This is a genomic window from Lachnoclostridium sp. An76 (assembly GCF_002161355.1).
Classification (GTDB): Bacteria; Bacillota; Clostridia; order Lachnospirales; family Lachnospiraceae; genus Mediterraneibacter; species Mediterraneibacter caccavium.
This window is the reverse complement of record NZ_NFHL01000005.1, coordinates 155,021-173,740: the sequence shown is the minus strand read 5'-3', so window position 1 is coordinate 173,740 and position 18,720 is coordinate 155,021. Positions and strand designations below refer to the sequence as shown.

The following is an 18,720-nucleotide window of genomic DNA, read 5'->3' as shown; positions in this document are numbered from 1 at the left end:
ACAGATAATGCGGAATGGTGTAATTGGCAGCACAGCAGACTCTGACTCTGTTAGTAGGGGTTCAAGTCCCTTTTCCGTAGCTGGGAATTTGCCGGACAGCAAGTTCCCTATTTTATCGGAGTGTGGCTCAGCTTGGTAGAGCGCTACGTTCGGGACGTAGAGGCCGCAGGTTCGAATCCTGTCACTCCGATTTTTTCTTTATTTTACGGGGTTTTTGAGGATTATCAAAGATAGGAAATCTACTTAAGTTTACTTAAGGTCACCCAACCAATGCAGTAACTTTAGAATTTCTGTCTTTGATAATTTTTTGTTTTTCTGAGAGATTAGAAGTATCATAAGTATAATACTTATTATTAACCTCTTCTGTGTGTCCGAGCATGCTCGCCGCAGTCGTTACCGGAACACCGTTCCGTCTTAAATTGGAATTGATTGTCTTTCTCAGTGCGGTAATTCCTCCACCATGTATTCCCAGATAGTTTGTCAACCGTTTCATACAGTCACTGATTCGCTGACCATTGATATAGCCGCCTCTCCCATCTGTGAAAACAAACTCACTGACACAGCCATATTCCTCCTGAACATTTTTAATCCGCTTCAGAAGAGCCTCTATTTCGTCACACATGGGAAATTGTCTGGACTTCTTTGTCTTTGTCGCGCCAACGTGAAATTCGTTTTTAAGACGGTTATGCTTGATAGATGTATGTATATAGATATATTCATCATGAATATCCTCCCACTTTAGAGAGGCAATCTCGCCGACTCTCATACCCGTCAGCAAAGACATCTCGACACCGTAACGAGGGATAAACTCAGGCTTATCGCCGTACAATTCATCCAACCCCCTTTGAATCATTCGAAGTTCACTGTCATTGAAAACCTGCTCTTCAATAGGCTTTTCATTTTCCACGCAGTGCCTTGTAAATTGCTTTAATTCAAGAAATTCAACAGGATTATCCGTTATGACTTTTTCAATGCGCGCACATTTCACGGTATTCTTGACGCAACTGAACATTTTTTTACAGGCTTCACGGCACAGATTCTGCTTCCGTATGCTTTCCAGCATAAATTTTTTTATGGTATTTTCGTTAATCTGATTTATCGGGAGATTCTCAAAATCAGAATTTGCAAAGAATCTCTTATAATCAGAATCATATCGCAAAATCGAATTGTCGCTAAGTTCCAGATTCTTTGTTTCTCTCCATTTCTCATACATCTGGCGAAATGTCGGTACAATAATCGTTTTGTCCTCTTTAATGTAATAGTCAATGATTGCTTTATCCAATCTCTCCTGACTTACCCTGCTTACCAACCTCCCATATGGCGGCTCAACATTTTCTTGCGGGAAATATGTATTCCAGTTACCGTTTTTGCCTTGCCAGTATTTAAACTTCCTTTTGTGGATTTTTAAAATTTCATTTTTGTTCATTTCAATCATTATCTGAACATATGCCGAATCAATTTTACCATTCTCCAGGTCCAGAATCAATGATTTTACCAATCTTATCTGCTCGCGGAGAGTGCGATTCAGAACTTTTATCTCGCATATATCAAGTTTTTTCATGTGAACCGCACCCTCCTTTCTCTTAAAATTTATCTCTGCCGCTTTCGGTCGTCACTGAATCGGCAACTGCTTTTTAGCGATCAGAAGATAATCTGTATTGCTTTGAGTCAATTCACCTGTTTCCGCATGTTTTTCCAAGTTGTAGATACCTGTATCTATAATGTTTTTCCCGCTTCCATCCGTAGCAATCACGCCAAAATTGGGCGTGAAATCATTTAATTCCTCATTATTTTTCATCTCATAAACCACTTCCGGTTTATGTAATCCCTGCGAATTAAAATATCTTTTTTTGTTGTACATTTCTTTGTTTGTCAACAGCGCGGTGGTCACATACTTTGTGATATATGATGCCGCTTTTTCGGGACTCTCTATCTGTTCGCAATCCGTGAATCCATACTCCCAATCCGCCAGATTGTAGACCTGCCTGTCATGTCTAATCAAAGGCTTACCTGTCCGCGGATGTGTTGCCTCTACAAAGTTTGCAGATACATCCCCCAGCAATCCGTGGAAATGGACAGCCCCCGACTTATGTAGCTCCGGAATAATAAGATAATCAAACCGCTTATATCTGTCTCGCATAAGACGACACCATTTCAAAAGTGCCTTTTTTGCGATATCAAAATTAAAGCTGTCCAGTTTTTCGGGGTCAAATGTTAAGGTGACAAACCAACGGAAATCATTTGCCAGTGCATACCACTTTATACGCCGTCTGATAGCATATATCTGTTTACGCGTCCGTTCTTCCTGTGCCTGGTCTGACAGTACCGGCTTTTTAGCAGGCAAAGCTGAACTGCGGTTATTTCCGAGATATTTCAACTGTGGAGAATGGTAAGCCACTATTTCAACCTTGCCATTGCCAAAGTCAACTGTTTTACGATTATATTCCTGAAAATAATCTTCTGGATTTACTTCAATTCTCATACATACAACTCCATTAATATTGTTTTCTGATGCCTTACGTCACAACATTGCCTTTTGTCAAGTAGGCAATGTGATATTATGCCTTTTATCCTACATCCGTGCAGTACGCATAAATCACATATTCATACATCCAGTCGTTGCGTATCCGCAGAGCGCGCTGTGCTTGGGATGGCAAGCCACCCCAAGCGCGTGCTCCACTATACACAATGACCAGATATACAGTATGCGATTCCCACATACCACACTTACATCTGACACAAGGAGTTATTTATCATTTCCGTTTACGGAAAGTCGGAGTGAAATAATAGCCCTCAGACACAACTGCCATGTAGCCTTTGTCTGTTAACTGAGGCTTATCCTTAAGATAATCTAAGGCATACCACCGCGCCATCTGACGCTTGTCCGTGCTTACAATACGTGTCTCCCCACTGTCCAAATCAATGGCATATAATATTTTAGCGACCTTCTCCATACGGTGTCCCCCTGTCCCTCAATTCTTTGAGCAACGAAATATAGTCTCTGGAGTTATGCGGCATTAGCGGTGTCTCAATATAGGATATTCCTGATTGCGGTGTAACCGCATAACCTTTTCCAACTCCGCCGCGATACGCATGCGCCAAGTCCTTTTTGTACAACCCCGTGGATTGATGGAACGTCTCGTCAGATACAACCTTGCCTAAGATAATGCGCGTCTGGCATTGTTCGGTGATAGCTTTCGGCAAATCAGTTGCATTCAGTTTTTGTGCGGACAAAACCAATCCAAAACCGGCGGCTCTGCCCTTTAACGCTAATTGCTCCAGCAGTCTTTCAATTTCCGCTTTTTCTTTTTTCCCAGCAGCGCTGAGAGCAGAAAGCACCTCGTCAAAAATCAGAAAATGTCCCTCCAGTCCTAATGTGGCAAAATTCGCATCTATATCAGCTCCAGCCACAGAAAAATATTTAGAATATCTTTCTTCCATCTCACAGACGAGCGCAGTAAGTAATTGAATGATTTCATCAGTATTTGCCGCAACTTGGACACCAATATGTCTGGCAAGCATGCCAAATGATGAGTTTTTTGCATCTACCACATATACTCTGTGCTGATTTTTCAAAAGCATCCCCATAAGATAATTCAGATACATTGTTTTCCCCGACCCGCTGGGAGCAGTGTTCAACATGTGTATCCCCTCGTTTGTAATGTGCCATGATATTTCGCCGTATATCGGAATCGGAGCATAATTCAACCCCGGTATATATTTTCCTGCCATTACAATACCCCCTCTCTCAGCAGTTCTATCCCATCATAACGTGAGGGATATTCTCCGTATACATATCTCGACTTGCCATCTGTTTCCTCGTATTCCAGTAAGTTTTCTCCAATATATTGCGACAGTTGCCTCCCGATAAGGGCTGTATCTCTGATTAATCCATTGGGATATAGATCAATAACAATTTTCTTCCCTTTGATTGCATATTTCCATGTGACAGAATGTTCTATTGTTCCATCATTTTCAGATTTGATAAATAATTTTGTGAATAGCATCAATTTCTTACGGATTGCCAGTCTTTTAACAGGAGAATACCTCGATAACAAAACCAACATCAAGGAAAAAACCGTCAATGCGCAGACGCCCGCAAGAGACATATTACTTAACATTTTTTGAATGTCTGGAGTAACTGTTGAGCCACTCCAAACAAGCACCACAAAGGGAAAAATTGTAAATAATAACGCTATGGATAATACTAATTGTTTAGCGGCTGTGACAGCCGCCCCGTCAGTCCTGAGTTTAAGCGTTTTCATTCTCTCCATTTCGCACTTCCTCCATTTTAGTCACTAATAATTTGAGTCCTGTCGCGGAGTACCCGCCAAATTTTCCACCGCTCATATTAGCTTCCAGGCCCACTGTATATTCCACGATACGGTACATTTTGTTGATTGCATTTTTGGAATCCAACTCCATGCCGACCAATGTAAACCCAACCGCCGTTGCATCCATGATAGACGTGCCGCTCAGCCCCTCGATTTTCTGAGTGACGAGTTTGGTATCTGGATTTTGGTATGGACTTCGCGCCCCTTTGATCAATATCTTTTCCGGGACTGCTACATATTTTTTGATCGCCTCCTGTACTGCCGACATCGCCAACAGTTCTTTAACGCTTATCTCCTGATAATTCTTCTTGATATTGTCGCTTTTCTCTGCTTTCATATGTTTTCTCCTTTCCCGCGGGCTGATAAGCCCGCGTCCAATCATGCGTTTTTTGTTTCCGTCCGTGTGAGCTCTACCCGGTACGCTGTTATCATAACAATTATAAGTCTTAAAAAATCCGCTAAATTGGAGGGATTTTCTATTTTATACCTCAACCAATGGGAGACTTTCACTTCTTATTCCGGCGCCGTTTTAACCGCTCATCAGTAATAACATCAAGCAACTTTTCCAGCAGGACATCATTCACACCGGAACAGTTGTCACGCAGATAGATATAGATACTGCTTTCTCTTATACTTGTCAGGATAGCCTCATCTTGATACCTTTCTTTGATTTCATCCAGTTCAATCGGCGGGAGTCCTAACACATCGACCATTTCGAACGTCGAAAATTTTAATTTTCGAAATACTTCCAGTACCTCTAAAATATCAGTCAGTCCCTTTCCAGTTGACTCCCATCGTTGATAAGTTTTTTCTGATTTACCAAGCATTTGAGCAATTTCTCTTTGTTTGAGTTTTAATTCTTTTCGCCGAGCGTAGAGATGTTCTCGGATTCGTTTCTGTAATTCTGTTCTACTGATTTTTTCGTTTTTCATATGAGTTCCCTCATATGATGCGCATCATATCTTGACCTTTCTTTTTATTTTTGGATATATATAAAATCTCCACATTTGCAACTGTGGAGATGCAAAAAATACCGCTGTACATGTACCTCAATCACTGTGCGGATATATTAAATCTTTATAAATTTTTCCAAGAGCCTCTTGACAAAAAAAATTTTTTATGCAACTTTACATATAGAGAGATGAAAATGAAAAGAAGATATGATTTATCTTTTCATAAATTTTGAGGGGTTTGGGGCAAAGCCCCAAGAAAAAAGAGTTTTGCGTATGCAAAACTCGGGGGGATGAATTTAAAATTTTGAAAAATTAGAATTTAAGAATTTTTAGAAGTAAAAAGAGGTGGGGTGCCCCGCCTCTTTATATTTGAAAAATTTGAAAAATTTTCGACCATAACCACATCTAATTTGGCAAGAATTCTTTGAATCCCGTTTTCCATATGTTCATGTAGCAAAGTCTCTTCTAATGTTGCCGTAGATGTAGGGTTTATCCTGAAAGTGTCCTGGCGAGGTCTCATTTCTTCCTGAATGAGTTTACCGCATTTACAACTGATGCCGCCGCAGTTACTGTTGATGCTGTTGCGGTATCCTGCTGTAAACGTCTGATTTCTTCCTGAATCGCCATTTGATCCTGTTGGAATTGATGTGTTTCTAATAAGTTGTATGCTTCTTTCAGGCTGTCAGCGCGTCCCTCATTGATAAAATTCCAAAGATGGTAAATGTCATAATAATTATAAAACTTTGCCGGAAAATCTTTCGCTCCGTTTTGATAGGCAGGATTGCTTTTTGCCTGTTCCAATGCGCTAAGTGCTTCTGCGAGTTTATGGTCTGCGGGTTTTACATAGCGGTTCTGTTTCATGTAGAGTACAATAGCGAGGAGTGCGCCGAAGAGGAGTGAACCACCAAGCCCTCCAATTTGTGGTGAGCCATTGCGGTCGAGATAAAATAAATTTGTATCATGTACAATGAGTAACCCACAAACAAACCAAAATGCAAAACAAACTCCCAATACAATGATTCCTGCCTTCCATTTTTTTGTAGCTTTTTCATAATTACGTTCAGCTTTATTAGCGTTATCTTCTGCTATTGCAACGGGGGCGGTTATTCTTTTCTTTTCTGCTAAATAGTTTAAAATTTCTTGCTTATTCATATCCTATCTCCTATGTGTTTTAAATATTTTTATCTTAGGGTAAAATTTAAAGTGTTAATTGCCGCTATCATCTCCTTTTAAAATTCCGAGATATAGGTTCTTATCTTTTATAATCCTCTCCCGGATATATCCCCACGATGTCACAGGTTCCGTCCAGAATCTTCCAAACCAGTTGTGCCTGTTCCGCCTCCGTCAGGTCGTCTGACTGGGTACAGGAATCAAGCAGGTCAACGGCTTTCTGGAATTTCCCGTCAAACAGCCACTCCCGGGCTAAGTTGGTGACAAACCCTCCCTCGATGGAAAAGGATAATGCTTTCTGTCCCATATTTCCTCCTTATGGAGGACAGGGAAACCCCCGTCCTCCTGAAGCTTGTCCTATGCAGGCTTTGTAGCGCCGCAGGAACAATAGTAATAATCTGTATAGGTCTCATTCCAGCCCTGGTCTTCTGAATGAGTATGGGTACAAGGTTTTGTCTGTGAGCCATCTATCCCATCTCCTGCAATTGCATGCTGGTAAGCGTGCTCTTTAAAACCTACACCGTCTCCAAACACAGCACCGCACTCACAAACCACATCTGCTGTATGGTCATATACTGTCACCCAGTTCTCATGCCAGCGTGTTGCAGTATGTGGTGTCCAGCTACAAACATGGGGCGGTGTAGTCGATCCCCCGCCGCCAGAAGAACCTCCAGATCCACCAGATGAACCGTCAGAGCCGCCGGAAGAACCAGAACCACCGGATGAACCTCCAGATGAACCAGAGCTTCCACCGGATGAGCCGCCGGAAGAGGAACCAGAGCCGCCAGAAGCGGAACCACCGGAAGAAGAACCGGTCTCTTCCGTCTTCCCGTCATCCGTCCCTTTGTCTTCTTCGGTCTTCCCGTCATCGGTCTCTTTCTCATCGTCCGCCGGTTTCTCTCCCGGCTTCACGTTGTCTTTGATCACGTCATCCCCGAGGTCTTTCTCCTCGTCTTTGTCCACGACTTCCACATCTGTGGGGATATCCACGGAACCTACGTCAGAACCGCTGCCTTTGTCATCGGAACCGTCCATTTTGTCATCAGAAGTGCCTGTCCCGTTATCGGAACCGCTGTCTTTGTTATCGGAACCATCCGTTTTGCCATCGGAACCCTCTGTCCCGCTATCCGGTGCATCCGTTTTGTCATCGGAAGTGTCCGGCGTCTCCACTTTGACAGGCTCTTTGAAGGTCACTTCATAGGTCACCTCATAATGCCCCGGTTTTCCGAAGTCCACGTTGTCCTCTTTGACGGTGACGGACTTGATGTTGCTGTCCTCTCCGGCTTCCTGCTGGATATTGGACGCATAGACGTCGAAATCATACTCTTTCAAGTCCTGAGACAGTTTCAGGTTCTTTGTCAGGTCAGCCACCTCAGACACGGCTTCCGGCACGACCGTCACCGGGACAACCGCCTCGGCGGTGCCTTTCGTGCCCTTGCTGTTTTCCAAGTCAAAGGTGATCGCCAGGTCTTTGGCTTTGTCCGTCACTTCCGAGAATGTGAGGGAGACATTCGGCACGTTCTTCCCGCTCATGAGTGTTGTCGCGCCCTCTGTCTTTGCTACGGTGAACGTGTCACCTTTTCCCGGTTCCGGCAGTTCCCCGTCCGTGTCGATCGCGACCGATGTTTTATCGTAGTCAAGGGTCACGGTCTTTACGGAATACCCGGTGTCCGGCTCTACCTCTGAAAGGAAGTCAGACAACGGTGCCGCTTTGTTCTGAATCACAGTCATGGATTGTTCCGTAGTCATGTCCGCTATTGCTTCTGACATCTCTGAGGATTCTGAATCTTCATTGTTTCCACATCCCCCAATCATTGAGACCGTCATTAGCGCGGTAAGCGCGAATGCAATCATTTTTCTTTTCAATGTACATTCCTCCTATTCCCTTTTAGAAATAATACCATCTCACAAAACTAATTGCCTAATAAAGGCATTTTTTATCGTGAGTACATACAATAATCCAAGAATCATTATACCGATTCTAATCGGTATATTCAAGCATATTTTTAGCCCTTAGAATAGAGGCAGAGAAAGGCGGAGCGATATAGTCTCTTATGAACCACTGTGGAACACAATGAAAGAAAAGGGCATTACAACATATGCATTGATTGAAAAACATCATGTACAATCCAAGACAGTCTATAATTTAAAGCACAACAAACATATTACTACCGCGACATTGGAAAGATTGTGCGAGATACTAGAATGTACGCCGAACGATGTCATAGAATTTATAAAAGTTCAAGAGTAAACAAGGGGATAATTCCAAAAAACTGGCATTATCCCCTTGAATTATTATATCTCCTATTTCCCTGTCAATCCTCATTTGCTACGCAAGTGCCTACGGTAAAAGGTTGACAGGTCTTTAAATATTACATGAAATTATCTTAAGCAACCTTAAGTGCATATGTTCAGATTCTCCTTTCCTTTTCCGGTCTATGTGGTCGCTTGTTTTATTAACCTTTTGCTACATTTATTTAAGTTTTACTTAAGTTTCTTAAAATCACACCTCGCAAAGCCCGTAAATGCGTTGTTCGTTGACCGTAGAGGCCGCAGGTTCGAATCCTGTCACTCCGATTCCAGAAAACGGCGGAAAACCGGGCATTGCAGAAGATCCTGCAATGCCCGGTTTTCTTGTATGGGTAAGGTGTTAAGAATTTTGTTAAGAATCTATTCAGTGTTCGAGAACCTGTCATAAAAAGTTAATAATATTTAAAGAGAATTTGCGCTTATATTAAGAAATGCTTCCTATAATCAGGTGTAGAAGAAACTGGGGGATAACTGAACGAAAAATCTTTTACACAATGAGGAGAGGGAAATGCGTAAGAAAAAAACCAGTTACAACTGGTATAAGATTTTGCTGTGCGGTCTGGTGTTTTTTGTGATCGGAGGCACAGTATTCTGTATGATTGCGGAAAGTAAAGAGAGCGCAGAGAAAAGAGCCCGGGCTGAAGCAGCGCAGAAGGCTGAGGAGGCGGCGGAAAGGGCAGAAGAGGAAGCAAGGATAGCCCGAAAAGAGTCTCTTTCCCTGAAACCCGGTGTGCCGGCAGGGACTCTGGAGCCGGATCGGGATGAGAAGATCGTCTATCTGACATTTGATGACGGCCCTTCTGAAAATACGCAGAAGATACTTGATATACTCAAAGAATATAATGCGAAGGCAACTTTTTTTATCACAGGCGCAGATGAGGAACACAGACCTCTGATCAAAAAGGCCTATGAAGAGGGACATACCATAGGTCTGCATACATATTCTCATAACTATTCGGAAGTTTATGCATCTGAGGAAGCTTATTTTAAAGATCTGGAAAAAGTGGGGAAGACCGCAGAGGAACAGATCGGGTTCGTGCCTTATCTCATAAGGTTCCCGGGCGGTTCATCCAATGAAGTGTCGGCAAAATATTCTCAGGGGATCATGTCAAGGCTGACAGAAAAGGTCATGGAAAAAGGCTACCAGTATTATGACTGGAATGTGGACAGCGGGGATGGGAGCGGAGCCGGCACCGAAGAGATCAAAAGCAGGTCAGTCACAGAACGGTACAGCCATGTGATGATACTCTTTCATGATTCGTCGACAAAGAGTGCGACAGTGGACGCACTGCCTGCGGTCATTGATTACTATAAAGAGCGTGGATATGAGTTCCGCGCCATTGACAGGGAAAGTTTTGTCTCCCACCATGCGGTGAAGAACTGAAGAAAAGCAAAAAGCGCGGAGACAATGCTTTATCGACTTATACCCTTTTCTGTGCTATGATTATGGATGCATAATGATAGACAGAAAGGGGTATTTTCTATGGGAAATACGTCTGATTATAAAGCAGATAAGACAACAGGGCAGAAGCAAAAGCACTTAAATATCGGCATCCTCGCCCATGTAGACGCGGGCAAGACAACACTGTCAGAGGGGATGCTTTATTTGAGCGGCAGGCTCCGCAGTATGGGGCGGGTCGACCACGGGGATGCGTTCCTCGATACATATGAACTGGAGCGTGAGCGCGGCATCACGATCTTTTCTAAGCAGGCGATGTTTCAGTGGCGGGATATGGAGGTGACTCTCCTTGACACGCCGGGGCATGTGGATTTTTCTGCGGAGATGGAACGTGTGCTCCAGGTGCTGGACTGTGCGGTGCTCGTGATCAGCGCGGCGGACGGTGTGCAGAGCCATACCATGACGCTCTGGAAGCTTTTGAAGCGGTATGGGATCCCGGTGTTTCTTTTTGTCAATAAGATGGACCGGGATGATGCGGACAGGGAAGGCCTTATGGAAGAGCTGAGAGAAAGACTCAGCGAAGGCTGCGCGGATATGGAAAGCATCTATGCCGGTGATGAAGAGAAGACGGAGAACATGGCGGTGTGCGAGGAAGCGATGCTGGAAGAATATCTGGAGACGGGGGCTGTCGGGAAAGAGGCGCTGCGAAGGGCAGTGGCGGCGAGAAAAGTCTTCCCCTGCTGGTTCGGTTCTGCCCTCAGGGCAGAGGGGATCACAGAGCTTCTGGACGGGATCGCGGAGCTCTCGCCCAGCCCTGTATACGGGCCGGGGTTCGGAGCAAAAGTATACAAAATATCACGCGACAGCCAGGGGAACAGGCTGACCTGGCTTAAGGTGACAGGGGGCGCCCTGAAGGTGAAGGAGATTCTTCCGGATGTTTCGGGCAAGGTCAATCAGATCCGGATCTATTCCGGAGAGAAATATGAGCTGGTCCAGGAAGTGCAGGCGGGGAGCGTGTGTGCGGTGACCGGGCTGGAGGAGACGCATCCGGGACAGGGGATCGGCTGTGAAGAGGCATCCGACCTGCCGGTGCTGGAGCCGGTGCTCACTTACCGGATCGAACTGCCTGACGGGTGCGATGTGCACACCATGCTGAGGGATCTGCGTCAGATCGAGGAAGAAGACCCGCAGCTGCATGTGGTGTGGGCGGAGGAGACGGCTGAGATCCATATCCAGCTCATGGGCGAGGTCCAGACAGAAGTCCTCCAGCAGATGGTGAAGGCGCGTTTCGGCGTGCTCATCGGATTCGGAGAGGGGAAGATCGTTTATAAAGAAACGATCAAAGCTCCTGTGGAAGGCGTGGGACATTTTGAACCGCTCAGGCATTACGCCGAGGTACATCTCCTCCTGGAACCGGGAGAGAGGGGCTCGGGGATGCAGTTCCTGTCGGAGTGCAGTGAGGATGTCCTGGACCGGAACTGGCAGAGGCTGATCCTGACACATCTGGAAGAGCGGGAGCACAAAGGCGTCCTGACCGGGTCTGCCGTGACAGATATGCGGATCACCCTGCTGACCGGGCGGGCGCATCAGAAACATACGGAGGGCGGGGATTTCCGGCAGGCGACCTACCGGGCGGTCCGCCAGGGGCTGAGGAAGGCGGAGAGTATCCTGCTGGAGCCCTATTATGAGTTCCGTATGGAGCTGCCCATGGAGAATGTAGGAAGGGCGATGTCGGATATCCAGAGGATGAGCGGCAGCTTTGAAGGACCTGAGGCTGAGAATGGGCAGGCAGTGCTCACGGGCAGCGCCCCGGTGTCGGAAATGCGGGGATACCAGAAGGAATTCGCCGCATACACAGGCGGGTTTGGCAGGATGTTCTGTACGGTCAGGGGGTATGATGTCTGCCACAACAGTGAAGAAGCAGCTGCGCGGATCGGCTATGACCCGGATATGGATGTGGAAAATACCGCGGATTCCGTCTTCTGTTCTCATGGCGCAGGGATTATCGTGCCCTGGTATGAGGTGGAAGAGCATATGCATGTGGAGAGCGGTGTGAGAGAAACTCCTTCCGGCCAGGAGCTTCCGCCTGTTCCGGTTATCAAACCGGCAAGGCGTACGATCGAGCTGACGCAGGATGAACTGGATGCGATCTATGTGCGCACGCCGGACCCTGTGAAGAGAAGTGTGAGCAGCCGTCCGGTGACTGTGTCTGCGCAAAGTGAGGATGTATCAGGAAAAAGTGGGATGCAGACGGGCAGGTCAGGAAAAAAGAAAGGAAACTGGGAAGAGTATCTTCTTGTGGACGGCTATAATATCATCTTTGCGTGGGATGACCTGCGGGAACTGTCAGAAACGGATCTTGCGGCGGCGAGAGGAAAGCTGGCGGATATCCTGTGCGATTATCAGGGGTACCGGAAGTGTACGCTGATCCTTGTCTTTGACGCGTACAAGGTGGAAGGAAATCCGGGGGAAGTGGCGCGGTATCACAATATCCACATTGTCTATACGAGAGAGGCGGAGACGGCGGATCAGTATATTGAAAAGACTGTGAGGCGGATCTCGCGGAAACACGAAGTGACGGTTGCCACTTCGGATGCATTGGAGCAGGTGATCATCCTGGGGCAGGGAGCCCGGAGGATGTCAGCGGCAGGGCTGAAGGAAGAAGTGGAGCTTGCGAGAAAGGAATTGCGTGAAGAGCATCTGGGAAGAGGAGAGGGACTCAGGCATTATCTGTTTGACCATCTGGGGGAAGAGGATGCGGAAGAAATGGAACGCGTACGCCTGGGGAAGGAGTAAGGTCTGAATTGGCCTGCAAACTGGCCTGCATAAAAAACTCATAACTGGACATTTTAATATGACCACGCCGGTGCTAATATACCTGTATCATACAGGAAAAGAGGATACGCACATGGAAAAGAGAAATGAAACGGTCGTAAAGCTTGCGCAGACAGCGCTGATGGCAGCGCTCTGCTTTGTGTCATTTACATTTTTGCAGATCAAGATACCGCTGCCCGGGGGAGACGCTACGTCCTTCCATCTCGGCAATACCTTCTGCGTGCTCGGGGCGCTCATACTGGGCGGCTGGTACGGCGGACTGGCAGGCGCGGTGGGGATGACGATCGCGGATGTGCTTGACCCGGTCTATATCGTTGGCGCTCCGAAGACGTTTGTCCTGAAGCTCTGCATCGGCCTGATCACAGGGCTCGTAGCGCACAGATTCGCAAAGATCAATGAGAGCACGGACAAAAAATATATCTTCCGCTGGAGCACCATTGCGTCAGTAGCTGGGCTTGGATTTAATGTGATCGCTGATCCGCTGGCAGGGTATTTTTATAAGCAGTATATCCTCGGACAGCCGCAGCAGATGGCAGAGGTCCTCGCGAAATGGAGCACGGCGACTACATTTGTCAATGCGGTGGTATCCGTACTGCTGGCGGGTGTGCTGTACAATGCGCTGCGCCCGGTGCTTCTGAAGACCGGTATGATCCATGCGACAAGGACGAAAACTTCACATGAAATGGCAAATTGACCGCAAATTGACAGCTAAAAAATGCGAAAAAATGCGGAAAATGATAAAATTAACAATTTTCTGGTGACTTTTTACCTTGTTCAATGGTATTATTAATGAAACGGCTTAATATCCTATAACAATCATGAGAGTGAGGTAAGAAAGATGAATTGTGTGAAATGTTATCAGGAAATTCCTGAAGGGTCAAGATTCTGCCCATATTGTGGAGCGGAGCAGACAGCAGCATCGGTGAGTGAGCAGCCGGCAGACGCTGTGCAGGCGACAGCAGAAACGGTAAATGAACAGCCGGCAGACGCTGTACAGACGACAGCAGAAACGGTAAATGAGCAGCCGGCAGACACTGCGCAGACTGCGTCTGCTGCACCGTACCAGGATCCCTATAACGCAGGGGATCAGGGAGCGTACAGTTATGGAAACAGCAGCCAGAATAACAGCTATCAGAACAACAGTTACCAGAATAATAACTACCAGAACAACAATTACCAGAACAGCAGTTGTCAGAGTAATGGTTATCAGAATGGAAATTATCAGAATACACCGTCATACCAGCAGGGTCAGGGCGACACCGTGAACTGGGTTCCGTATCTGGTGGTGTCGATCATATCTACGCTTTGCTGCTGTATCCCGTTTGGTATCGTTGCGATCGTATTTTCTGCGAAGATCAACAGTGCAGTGACATCAGGGAATATGGAAGAGGCGAAGAAAGCAGCGAAAACGGCAAAGATCTGGATCATTGTGGCAGTTGTTGCAGGGCTTATCGCTAATATCGCTTTCCTGGTGATCACGGCGATGAGCGGTGCCGGCTCTTACTACTATTATTATTAAATCATGAGGTGGGAACGAGGCAGGATACTGGGTGACAGGATACGGCAGAGCTGGAAGGCAAGGCTTGGCCTGTCGGCCTGTGCGGCGGCTTTGGCCTGCGCAGGGGCGCTGTACCTGTATTTTATGGGACCGGGGAATATTCCTCTGATCTGTGTGTTCCATGAGGTTACGGGACTGTACTGCCCGGGATGCGGGGCAGGGCGGGCGTGTTATTCGATCCTGCACGGACAATTCCTGGAGGCATTCTGTTATAATCCTCTTATGACGGTCCTGCTTCCTCTGATAGGGCTGTATATCGCAGCACGGATGGTGGATTGGGTCGTTACGGGAGGAAATCATATAGACAGGAAGATCAATGTAAAGTTCCTTACCTGGGTGCTGGTGATCGTAGTGGTGTACGGTGTGTTGAGAAATATCCCTGTATTTCCGTTTACGCTGCTGGCGCCGGAAGGGCTTTGGCAGATATTGTAAAGGAGAAGATTATGAAAATATGTCCGAAGTGTAACAGGCAGTGTGATGATAATACTGCCTTCTGTCCGGAATGTGGGACACCGCTTCCGCAGCAGCAGTATAATGATTCTCAGCAGTACAATGATTCTCAACAGTACAACAATTTTCAGCAGTATAACAATGGCGGGGGTTATGGTCAGCCGGGCTATTATTCTGCTTCCCGGTTTGGGATCACTCCGAGGAGCATTCCGTTGTGTATTATATTTACCCTTATTACGTGTGGGATCTATGGAATCTACTGGATGATCAAGCTGAATGATGAGGTGAATATTGTTTCCGGCGAGCCTCAGGCAACATCCGGCGGGATCGTATTTCTCTTAACAATCGTTACCTGTGGGATCTATGGGCTGTACTGGCTCTATAAGATGGGAGAGCGGTGCGACAGGATCAAAGGAGTGAATGGAAGTTCAGGCATCCTTTATCTGATACTGGGACTTGTCGGGTTCAGCATTATCAGTTACTGCCTGATCCAGGATACGCTGAACAAAGCAGCATAAAAGCGGCATAAACAATCTTGCGGGCGAAATGGCGAGAGAATTGGTTCCCCGGGACAGGGCAGCCTGTATACAAAAGGCTTCCTGCCCCGGGGTTTTTATGGTATAATGATTGCACATTCGTGCAATCCGAAGCGGTTTCACCGCTTCGCCCCGCGGTGTATTCTTTTCTGTGTGCGTGGTATATTGGATGGCACAAAAGAGGTCTGAAATTATCTGTGAATATGGAGGAAATGAAAATGATCAACAAATTAGTAGAGAAAATCAGGAAGACGGGAGCGCCCATTGTTGTCGGGCTGGATCCGATGCTCAGCTATATCCCGCAGCATGTGCAGGATAAAGCATTTGCAGAGTATGGAGAAACTCTGGAGGGGGCTGCGGAAGCAATCTGGCAGTTCAACAAGGAAATCGTGGATAAGACTTACGACCTGATCCCTGCGGTAAAACCGCAGATCGCGATGTATGAGCAGTTCGGCGTGCCAGGGGTGGAAGCGTTCAAGAAGACAGTAGACTACTGCAAGTCAAAAGATCTTGTGGTGATCGGAGATATCAAAAGAGGAGATATCGGTTCCACATCAGCGGCATACGCAGTGGGACATCTCGGAAAAGTTAAGGTAGGCAGCAAAGAATATGTTCCGTTTGACGAGGATTTTGCGACAGTGAACCCTTATCTTGGTTCCGATGGTGTTAAACCGTTTATCGAGGTCTGCAAAGAAGAAAAGAAAGGCCTTTTCATCCTTGTTAAGACATCCAATCCTTCCAGCGGGGAGTTCCAGGACCGCCTGATCGACGGGCGCCCGCTGTATGAGCTGGTCGGTGAGAAAGTCGCTGAATGGGGCGCGGACTGTATGGGAGATGAGTACAGCTATATCGGAGCAGTAGTCGGTGCTACATACCCGGAGATGGGAAAAGTGCTCAGGAAGATCATGCCGAAATCCTATATCCTCGTACCGGGATACGGCGCTCAGGGAGGACAGGGAAAAGACCTTGTACATTTCTTCAATGAGGACGGACTTGGCGCGATCGTGAATTCCTCCCGAGGGATCATCGCTGCGTACAAGCAGGAGGCGTACTCAAAGTTTGGTGCAGAGAATTTCGGGGATGCGTCGAGAGCGGCGGTTGAAGCGATGATTGCAGATATTAGCAGTGCACTTGCCGGTAAATAAAAAGTGAAAGGGGTCAGACCCCTTTTGGGTAAATCGTCTGAATATTCAAAAAAGGAGCACGTATGGCAAGAAAGAAGGAAAATGCGGTCATCCTTTCCCAGGAGATGATCGCCAGGGATATTTACAGCATGTGGATAAAAACGGACGCGGCAAAGGAAGCGGCGCCCGGACAGTTTATATCCATGTATACGAATGACGGGAGCAGGCTCCTGCCGAGGCCGATCAGTATATGTGAGATTAACAAAATGGACAGCAGCCTCAGAGTTGTGTACCGGGTGACCGGGAAGAATACAGGGACCGAGCTGTTTTCCAGGATGAAAGCAGGGGACACGATCCCGGTGATCGGACCCCTTGGAAATGGATTCCCGTATAAGGAGGCTTCGGGAAAGAAGGTCTTCCTCATGGGCGGCGGGATCGGGGTGCCGCCAATCCTTGAGCTGGCGAAGCAGATGGAATGCGGGAAAAAACAGATCATCATGGGATACAGGGATGCAGAGACATTCCTGAAAGATGAGTTTGAAAAATATGGTGAGGTATATGTTTCCACTGAGGACGGCAGTGTGGGGACAAGGGGGAATGTCATGGACGCGATCCGGGAAAACGGGCTGGAAGCGGATGTGATCTTTGCCTGCGGACCGACTCCAATGCTCCGCGCAATTAAAGAATATGCTGAGAAAAATAATATTGTATGCTATCTTTCTCTGGAGGAAAGGATGGCGTGCGGGATCGGCGCCTGCCTTGCCTGTGTCTGCCAGACAAAGGAGAAGGATCACCACAGCAATGTCAATAATAAGAGGATCTGTAAGGATGGTCCGGTCTTTCTGTCAACGGAGGTGGAGATCTGATGGATACGAGAGTGAATATCGCGGGTGTAGAGTGGAAAAATCCGGTGACAGTCGCCTCGGGCACATTTGGCTCGGGAGCGGAGTTCGCGGAATTTGTGGATCTGAACCGGCTTGGGGCAGTGACGACAAAAGGTGTGGCAAACATCCCGTGGGCAGGGAATCCGACACCGAGGGTGGCGGAGACTTACGGCGGTATGATGAACGCAGTGGGGCTGCAGAATCCGGGGATCGATGTGTTCTGCGAGAGGGATATCCCGTTCCTCAGACAGTATGATTCAAAGATCATTGTGAATGTATGCGGAAAATCTGAGGAGGACTACTGCGAAGTTGTAGAGCGCCTGGCGGATGAGGATGTGGATATGCTGGAGATCAATATCTCCTGCCCGAATGTAAAAGAAGGCGGCATCGCCTTTGGTCAGGATCCCGGGGCAGCGGAAAAGATCACAAAGGCTGTCAAGAAATACGCAAAGCAGCCGGTGATCATGAAGCTGAGCCCCAATGTGACCAGCATCGCTGAGATGGCTAAGGCGGTGGAAGCCGGCGGCGCGGATGCGGTGTCGCTGATCAATACGATCACAGGGATGAAGATTGACATCCGCAGAAAAACATTCCTCCTGGCGAACAGGACCGGCGGTGTGTCCGGCCCGGCGATCCATCCGATCGCGGTGCGCATGGTATATGAGGCGGCGAATGCTGTAAAGGTGCCTGTGATCGGCATGGGCGGGATCGCTTCCGCGGAAGATGCCATTGAGATGATCCTCGCGGGAGCGAGCGCGGTATCTGTTGGCACAGCGAATTTCTATGATCCGGCAGTCACGATGGAGATTGTGGACGGGATCGAAGATTATATGAAAGAACAGGGCTTTGAGACGGTCGCTGAGATGGTGGGGATCGTGAAATAAATGAAATAGAATAAGGCTGAGATAAGGAAAGAATAGAGGCAATTTACAGTGCACTATAATAAGGAGCATAGCGGACAGGGTTTTGTCCGCTATTTCTGTATTTTACGTAAGATTATGACTTTAAAAGATTTTATGCTGTATATGAGATACAAATGGAAGTGGGAAATTGTGTGGACAATTCAGATGGCAGTAAGGTGGCAGTAAGGTTTTCCGATGTTTCATTGAAAATAGCAGGGACTTATGTTAGAATTGTAAAGAATTAGAAATCGATCCACGATCTGCA

At 47.0% G+C, this 18,720-nt stretch carries 20 protein-coding genes and 2 tRNA genes; 12 read left to right on the top strand and 10 right to left on the bottom strand.

Annotated features, from left to right (window positions below; translation table 11 throughout):
* The first annotated feature begins 8 nt into the window (after positions 1 to 8).
* A tRNA-Gln gene (locus B5G27_RS10760) sits at positions 9 to 80 on the top strand.
* A 36-nt stretch (positions 81 to 116) separates the two neighbouring features.
* Positions 117 to 190: transfer RNA gene (locus tag B5G27_RS10755), tRNA-Pro, on the top strand.
* A 69-nt stretch (positions 191 to 259) separates the two neighbouring features.
* On the opposite strand, the gene B5G27_RS10750 is transcribed toward B5G27_RS10755, so the two are convergent.
* From B5G27_RS10750 to B5G27_RS10705, 10 genes are all read right to left on the bottom strand, one after another.
* Complete coding sequence (locus tag B5G27_RS10750; protein ID WP_087178870.1) at positions 260 to 1,561, bottom strand: tyrosine-type recombinase/integrase; 1,302 nt, start codon at positions 1,559 to 1,561, stop codon at positions 260 to 262.
* A 51-nt stretch (positions 1,562 to 1,612) separates the two neighbouring features.
* The gene (locus tag B5G27_RS10745) at positions 1,613 to 2,482 is read right to left on the bottom strand and encodes a rolling circle replication-associated protein (protein WP_087178869.1); all 870 of its coding nucleotides are present in this window, start codon (positions 2,480 to 2,482) and stop codon (positions 1,613 to 1,615) included.
* A gap of 271 nt (positions 2,483 to 2,753) precedes the next feature.
* Positions 2,754 to 2,954: a hypothetical protein gene (locus B5G27_RS10740; protein WP_087178868.1), complete on the bottom strand. Its 201-nt coding sequence runs from the start codon at positions 2,952 to 2,954 to the stop codon at positions 2,754 to 2,756.
* A complete protein-coding gene (locus tag B5G27_RS10735) occupies positions 2,938 to 3,732 on the bottom strand; it encodes an FtsK/SpoIIIE domain-containing protein (protein ID WP_087178867.1) in 795 nt (264 codons plus the stop codon). Before B5G27_RS10735 ends, B5G27_RS10740 begins: the two co-directional genes overlap by 17 nt.
* Complete coding sequence (locus B5G27_RS10730) at positions 3,732 to 4,274, bottom strand: hypothetical protein (RefSeq protein WP_087178866.1); 543 nt, start codon at positions 4,272 to 4,274, stop codon at positions 3,732 to 3,734. Before B5G27_RS10730 ends, B5G27_RS10735 begins: the two co-directional genes overlap by 1 nt.
* Complete coding sequence (locus tag B5G27_RS10725) at positions 4,252 to 4,671, bottom strand: hypothetical protein (protein WP_087178865.1); 420 nt, start codon at positions 4,669 to 4,671, stop codon at positions 4,252 to 4,254. Before B5G27_RS10725 ends, B5G27_RS10730 begins: the two co-directional genes overlap by 23 nt.
* A 169-nt stretch (positions 4,672 to 4,840) precedes the next feature.
* On the bottom strand, positions 4,841 to 5,266 hold the full coding sequence (locus B5G27_RS10720; protein ID WP_087178864.1) for a helix-turn-helix domain-containing protein: 426 nt from the start codon (positions 5,264 to 5,266) through the stop codon (positions 4,841 to 4,843).
* A 537-nt stretch (positions 5,267 to 5,803) separates the two neighbouring features.
* The gene (locus tag B5G27_RS10715) at positions 5,804 to 6,439 is read right to left on the bottom strand and encodes a hypothetical protein (protein ID WP_087178863.1); all 636 of its coding nucleotides are present in this window, start codon (positions 6,437 to 6,439) and stop codon (positions 5,804 to 5,806) included.
* A gap of 100 nt (positions 6,440 to 6,539) precedes the next feature.
* Entirely contained in the window at positions 6,540 to 6,764 is a 225-nt protein-coding gene (locus B5G27_RS10710; protein WP_087178862.1) for a hypothetical protein, read from the bottom strand.
* A 50-nt stretch (positions 6,765 to 6,814) separates the two neighbouring features.
* The gene (locus B5G27_RS10705; RefSeq protein WP_087178861.1) at positions 6,815 to 8,323 is read right to left on the bottom strand and encodes a hypothetical protein; all 1,509 of its coding nucleotides are present in this window, start codon (positions 8,321 to 8,323) and stop codon (positions 6,815 to 6,817) included.
* A gap of 208 nt (positions 8,324 to 8,531) precedes the next feature.
* Between B5G27_RS10705 and B5G27_RS16915 the strand changes: the two genes are divergently transcribed.
* The 10 genes from B5G27_RS16915 (at position 8,532) to B5G27_RS10655 (ending at position 18,437) form a co-directional block, all read left to right on the top strand.
* Entirely contained in the window at positions 8,532 to 8,708 is a 177-nt protein-coding gene (locus B5G27_RS16915) for a helix-turn-helix domain-containing protein (RefSeq protein WP_334293393.1), read from the top strand.
* 567 nt (positions 8,709 to 9,275) lie between these two features.
* The gene (locus tag B5G27_RS10695) at positions 9,276 to 10,151 is read left to right on the top strand and encodes a polysaccharide deacetylase family protein (protein WP_242958293.1); all 876 of its coding nucleotides are present in this window, start codon (positions 9,276 to 9,278) and stop codon (positions 10,149 to 10,151) included.
* 99 nt (positions 10,152 to 10,250) lie between these two features.
* Positions 10,251 to 12,962, top strand: coding sequence for a translation factor GTPase family protein (locus tag B5G27_RS10690; protein WP_087178859.1), 2,712 nt, complete (start codon positions 10,251 to 10,253; stop codon positions 12,960 to 12,962).
* Positions 12,963 to 13,074: 112 nt separating this feature from the next.
* Positions 13,075 to 13,695 (top strand): ECF transporter S component, encoded by a 621-nt coding sequence (locus B5G27_RS10685; protein ID WP_087178858.1) that lies wholly within the window; start codon positions 13,075 to 13,077, stop codon positions 13,693 to 13,695.
* 144 nt (positions 13,696 to 13,839) lie between these two features.
* A complete protein-coding gene (locus B5G27_RS10680) occupies positions 13,840 to 14,520 on the top strand; it encodes a CD225/dispanin family protein (RefSeq protein WP_087178857.1) in 681 nt (226 codons plus the stop codon).
* A gap of 3 nt (positions 14,521 to 14,523) precedes the next feature.
* A complete protein-coding gene (locus B5G27_RS10675; RefSeq protein ID WP_087178856.1) occupies positions 14,524 to 14,991 on the top strand; it encodes a DUF2752 domain-containing protein in 468 nt (155 codons plus the stop codon).
* Between the two features lie 11 nt (positions 14,992 to 15,002).
* Positions 15,003 to 15,527, top strand: coding sequence for a DUF4234 domain-containing protein (locus B5G27_RS10670; RefSeq protein WP_087178855.1), 525 nt, complete (start codon positions 15,003 to 15,005; stop codon positions 15,525 to 15,527).
* A gap of 236 nt (positions 15,528 to 15,763) precedes the next feature.
* Positions 15,764 to 16,690: an orotidine-5'-phosphate decarboxylase gene (gene pyrF, locus B5G27_RS10665; protein WP_087178854.1), complete on the top strand. Its 927-nt coding sequence runs from the start codon at positions 15,764 to 15,766 to the stop codon at positions 16,688 to 16,690.
* Between the two features lie 62 nt (positions 16,691 to 16,752).
* The gene (locus tag B5G27_RS10660) at positions 16,753 to 17,535 is read left to right on the top strand and encodes a dihydroorotate dehydrogenase electron transfer subunit (protein WP_087178853.1); all 783 of its coding nucleotides are present in this window, start codon (positions 16,753 to 16,755) and stop codon (positions 17,533 to 17,535) included.
* Positions 17,535 to 18,437 carry a dihydroorotate dehydrogenase gene (locus B5G27_RS10655; protein WP_087178852.1) on the top strand — a complete coding sequence of 301 codons (903 nt, stop codon included), beginning with the start codon at positions 17,535 to 17,537 and terminating at the stop codon, positions 18,435 to 18,437. The genes B5G27_RS10660 and B5G27_RS10655 overlap by 1 nt, the downstream gene beginning before the upstream one ends.
* Positions 18,438 to 18,720 lie beyond the last annotated feature (283 nt).

Excerpts from the sequence above, each read along its gene's own strand:
- B5G27_RS10750 (WP_087178870.1), bottom strand. The coding sequence starts at position 1,561 with ATGAAAAAACTTGATATATGCGAGATAAAAGTTCTGAATCGCACTCTC.
- B5G27_RS10745 (WP_087178869.1), bottom strand. The coding sequence starts at position 2,482 with ATGAGAATTGAAGTAAATCCAGAAGATTATTTTCAGGAATATAATCGT.
- B5G27_RS10740 (WP_087178868.1), bottom strand. The coding sequence starts at position 2,954 with ATGGAGAAGGTCGCTAAAATATTATATGCCATTGATTTGGACAGTGGG.
- B5G27_RS10735 (WP_087178867.1), bottom strand. The coding sequence starts at position 3,732 with ATGGCAGGAAAATATATACCGGGGTTGAATTATGCTCCGATTCCGATA.
- B5G27_RS10730 (WP_087178866.1), bottom strand. The coding sequence starts at position 4,274 with ATGGAGAGAATGAAAACGCTTAAACTCAGGACTGACGGGGCGGCTGTC.
- B5G27_RS10725 (WP_087178865.1), bottom strand. The coding sequence starts at position 4,671 with ATGAAAGCAGAGAAAAGCGACAATATCAAGAAGAATTATCAGGAGATA.
- B5G27_RS10720 (WP_087178864.1), bottom strand. The coding sequence starts at position 5,266 with ATGAAAAACGAAAAAATCAGTAGAACAGAATTACAGAAACGAATCCGA.
- B5G27_RS10715 (WP_087178863.1), bottom strand. The coding sequence starts at position 6,439 with ATGAATAAGCAAGAAATTTTAAACTATTTAGCAGAAAAGAAAAGAATA.
- B5G27_RS10710 (WP_087178862.1), bottom strand. The coding sequence starts at position 6,764 with ATGGGACAGAAAGCATTATCCTTTTCCATCGAGGGAGGGTTTGTCACC.
- B5G27_RS16915 (WP_334293393.1), top strand. The coding sequence starts at position 8,532 with ATGAAAGAAAAGGGCATTACAACATATGCATTGATTGAAAAACATCAT.
- B5G27_RS10695 (WP_242958293.1), top strand. The coding sequence starts at position 9,276 with ATGCGTAAGAAAAAAACCAGTTACAACTGGTATAAGATTTTGCTGTGC.
- B5G27_RS10690 (WP_087178859.1), top strand. The coding sequence starts at position 10,251 with ATGGGAAATACGTCTGATTATAAAGCAGATAAGACAACAGGGCAGAAG.
- B5G27_RS10685 (WP_087178858.1), top strand. The coding sequence starts at position 13,075 with ATGGAAAAGAGAAATGAAACGGTCGTAAAGCTTGCGCAGACAGCGCTG.
- B5G27_RS10680 (WP_087178857.1), top strand. The coding sequence starts at position 13,840 with ATGAATTGTGTGAAATGTTATCAGGAAATTCCTGAAGGGTCAAGATTC.
- B5G27_RS10675 (WP_087178856.1), top strand. The coding sequence starts at position 14,524 with ATGAGGTGGGAACGAGGCAGGATACTGGGTGACAGGATACGGCAGAGC.
- B5G27_RS10670 (WP_087178855.1), top strand. The coding sequence starts at position 15,003 with ATGAAAATATGTCCGAAGTGTAACAGGCAGTGTGATGATAATACTGCC.
- pyrF (WP_087178854.1), top strand. The coding sequence starts at position 15,764 with ATGATCAACAAATTAGTAGAGAAAATCAGGAAGACGGGAGCGCCCATT.
- B5G27_RS10660 (WP_087178853.1), top strand. The coding sequence starts at position 16,753 with ATGGCAAGAAAGAAGGAAAATGCGGTCATCCTTTCCCAGGAGATGATC.
- B5G27_RS10655 (WP_087178852.1), top strand. The coding sequence starts at position 17,535 with ATGGATACGAGAGTGAATATCGCGGGTGTAGAGTGGAAAAATCCGGTG.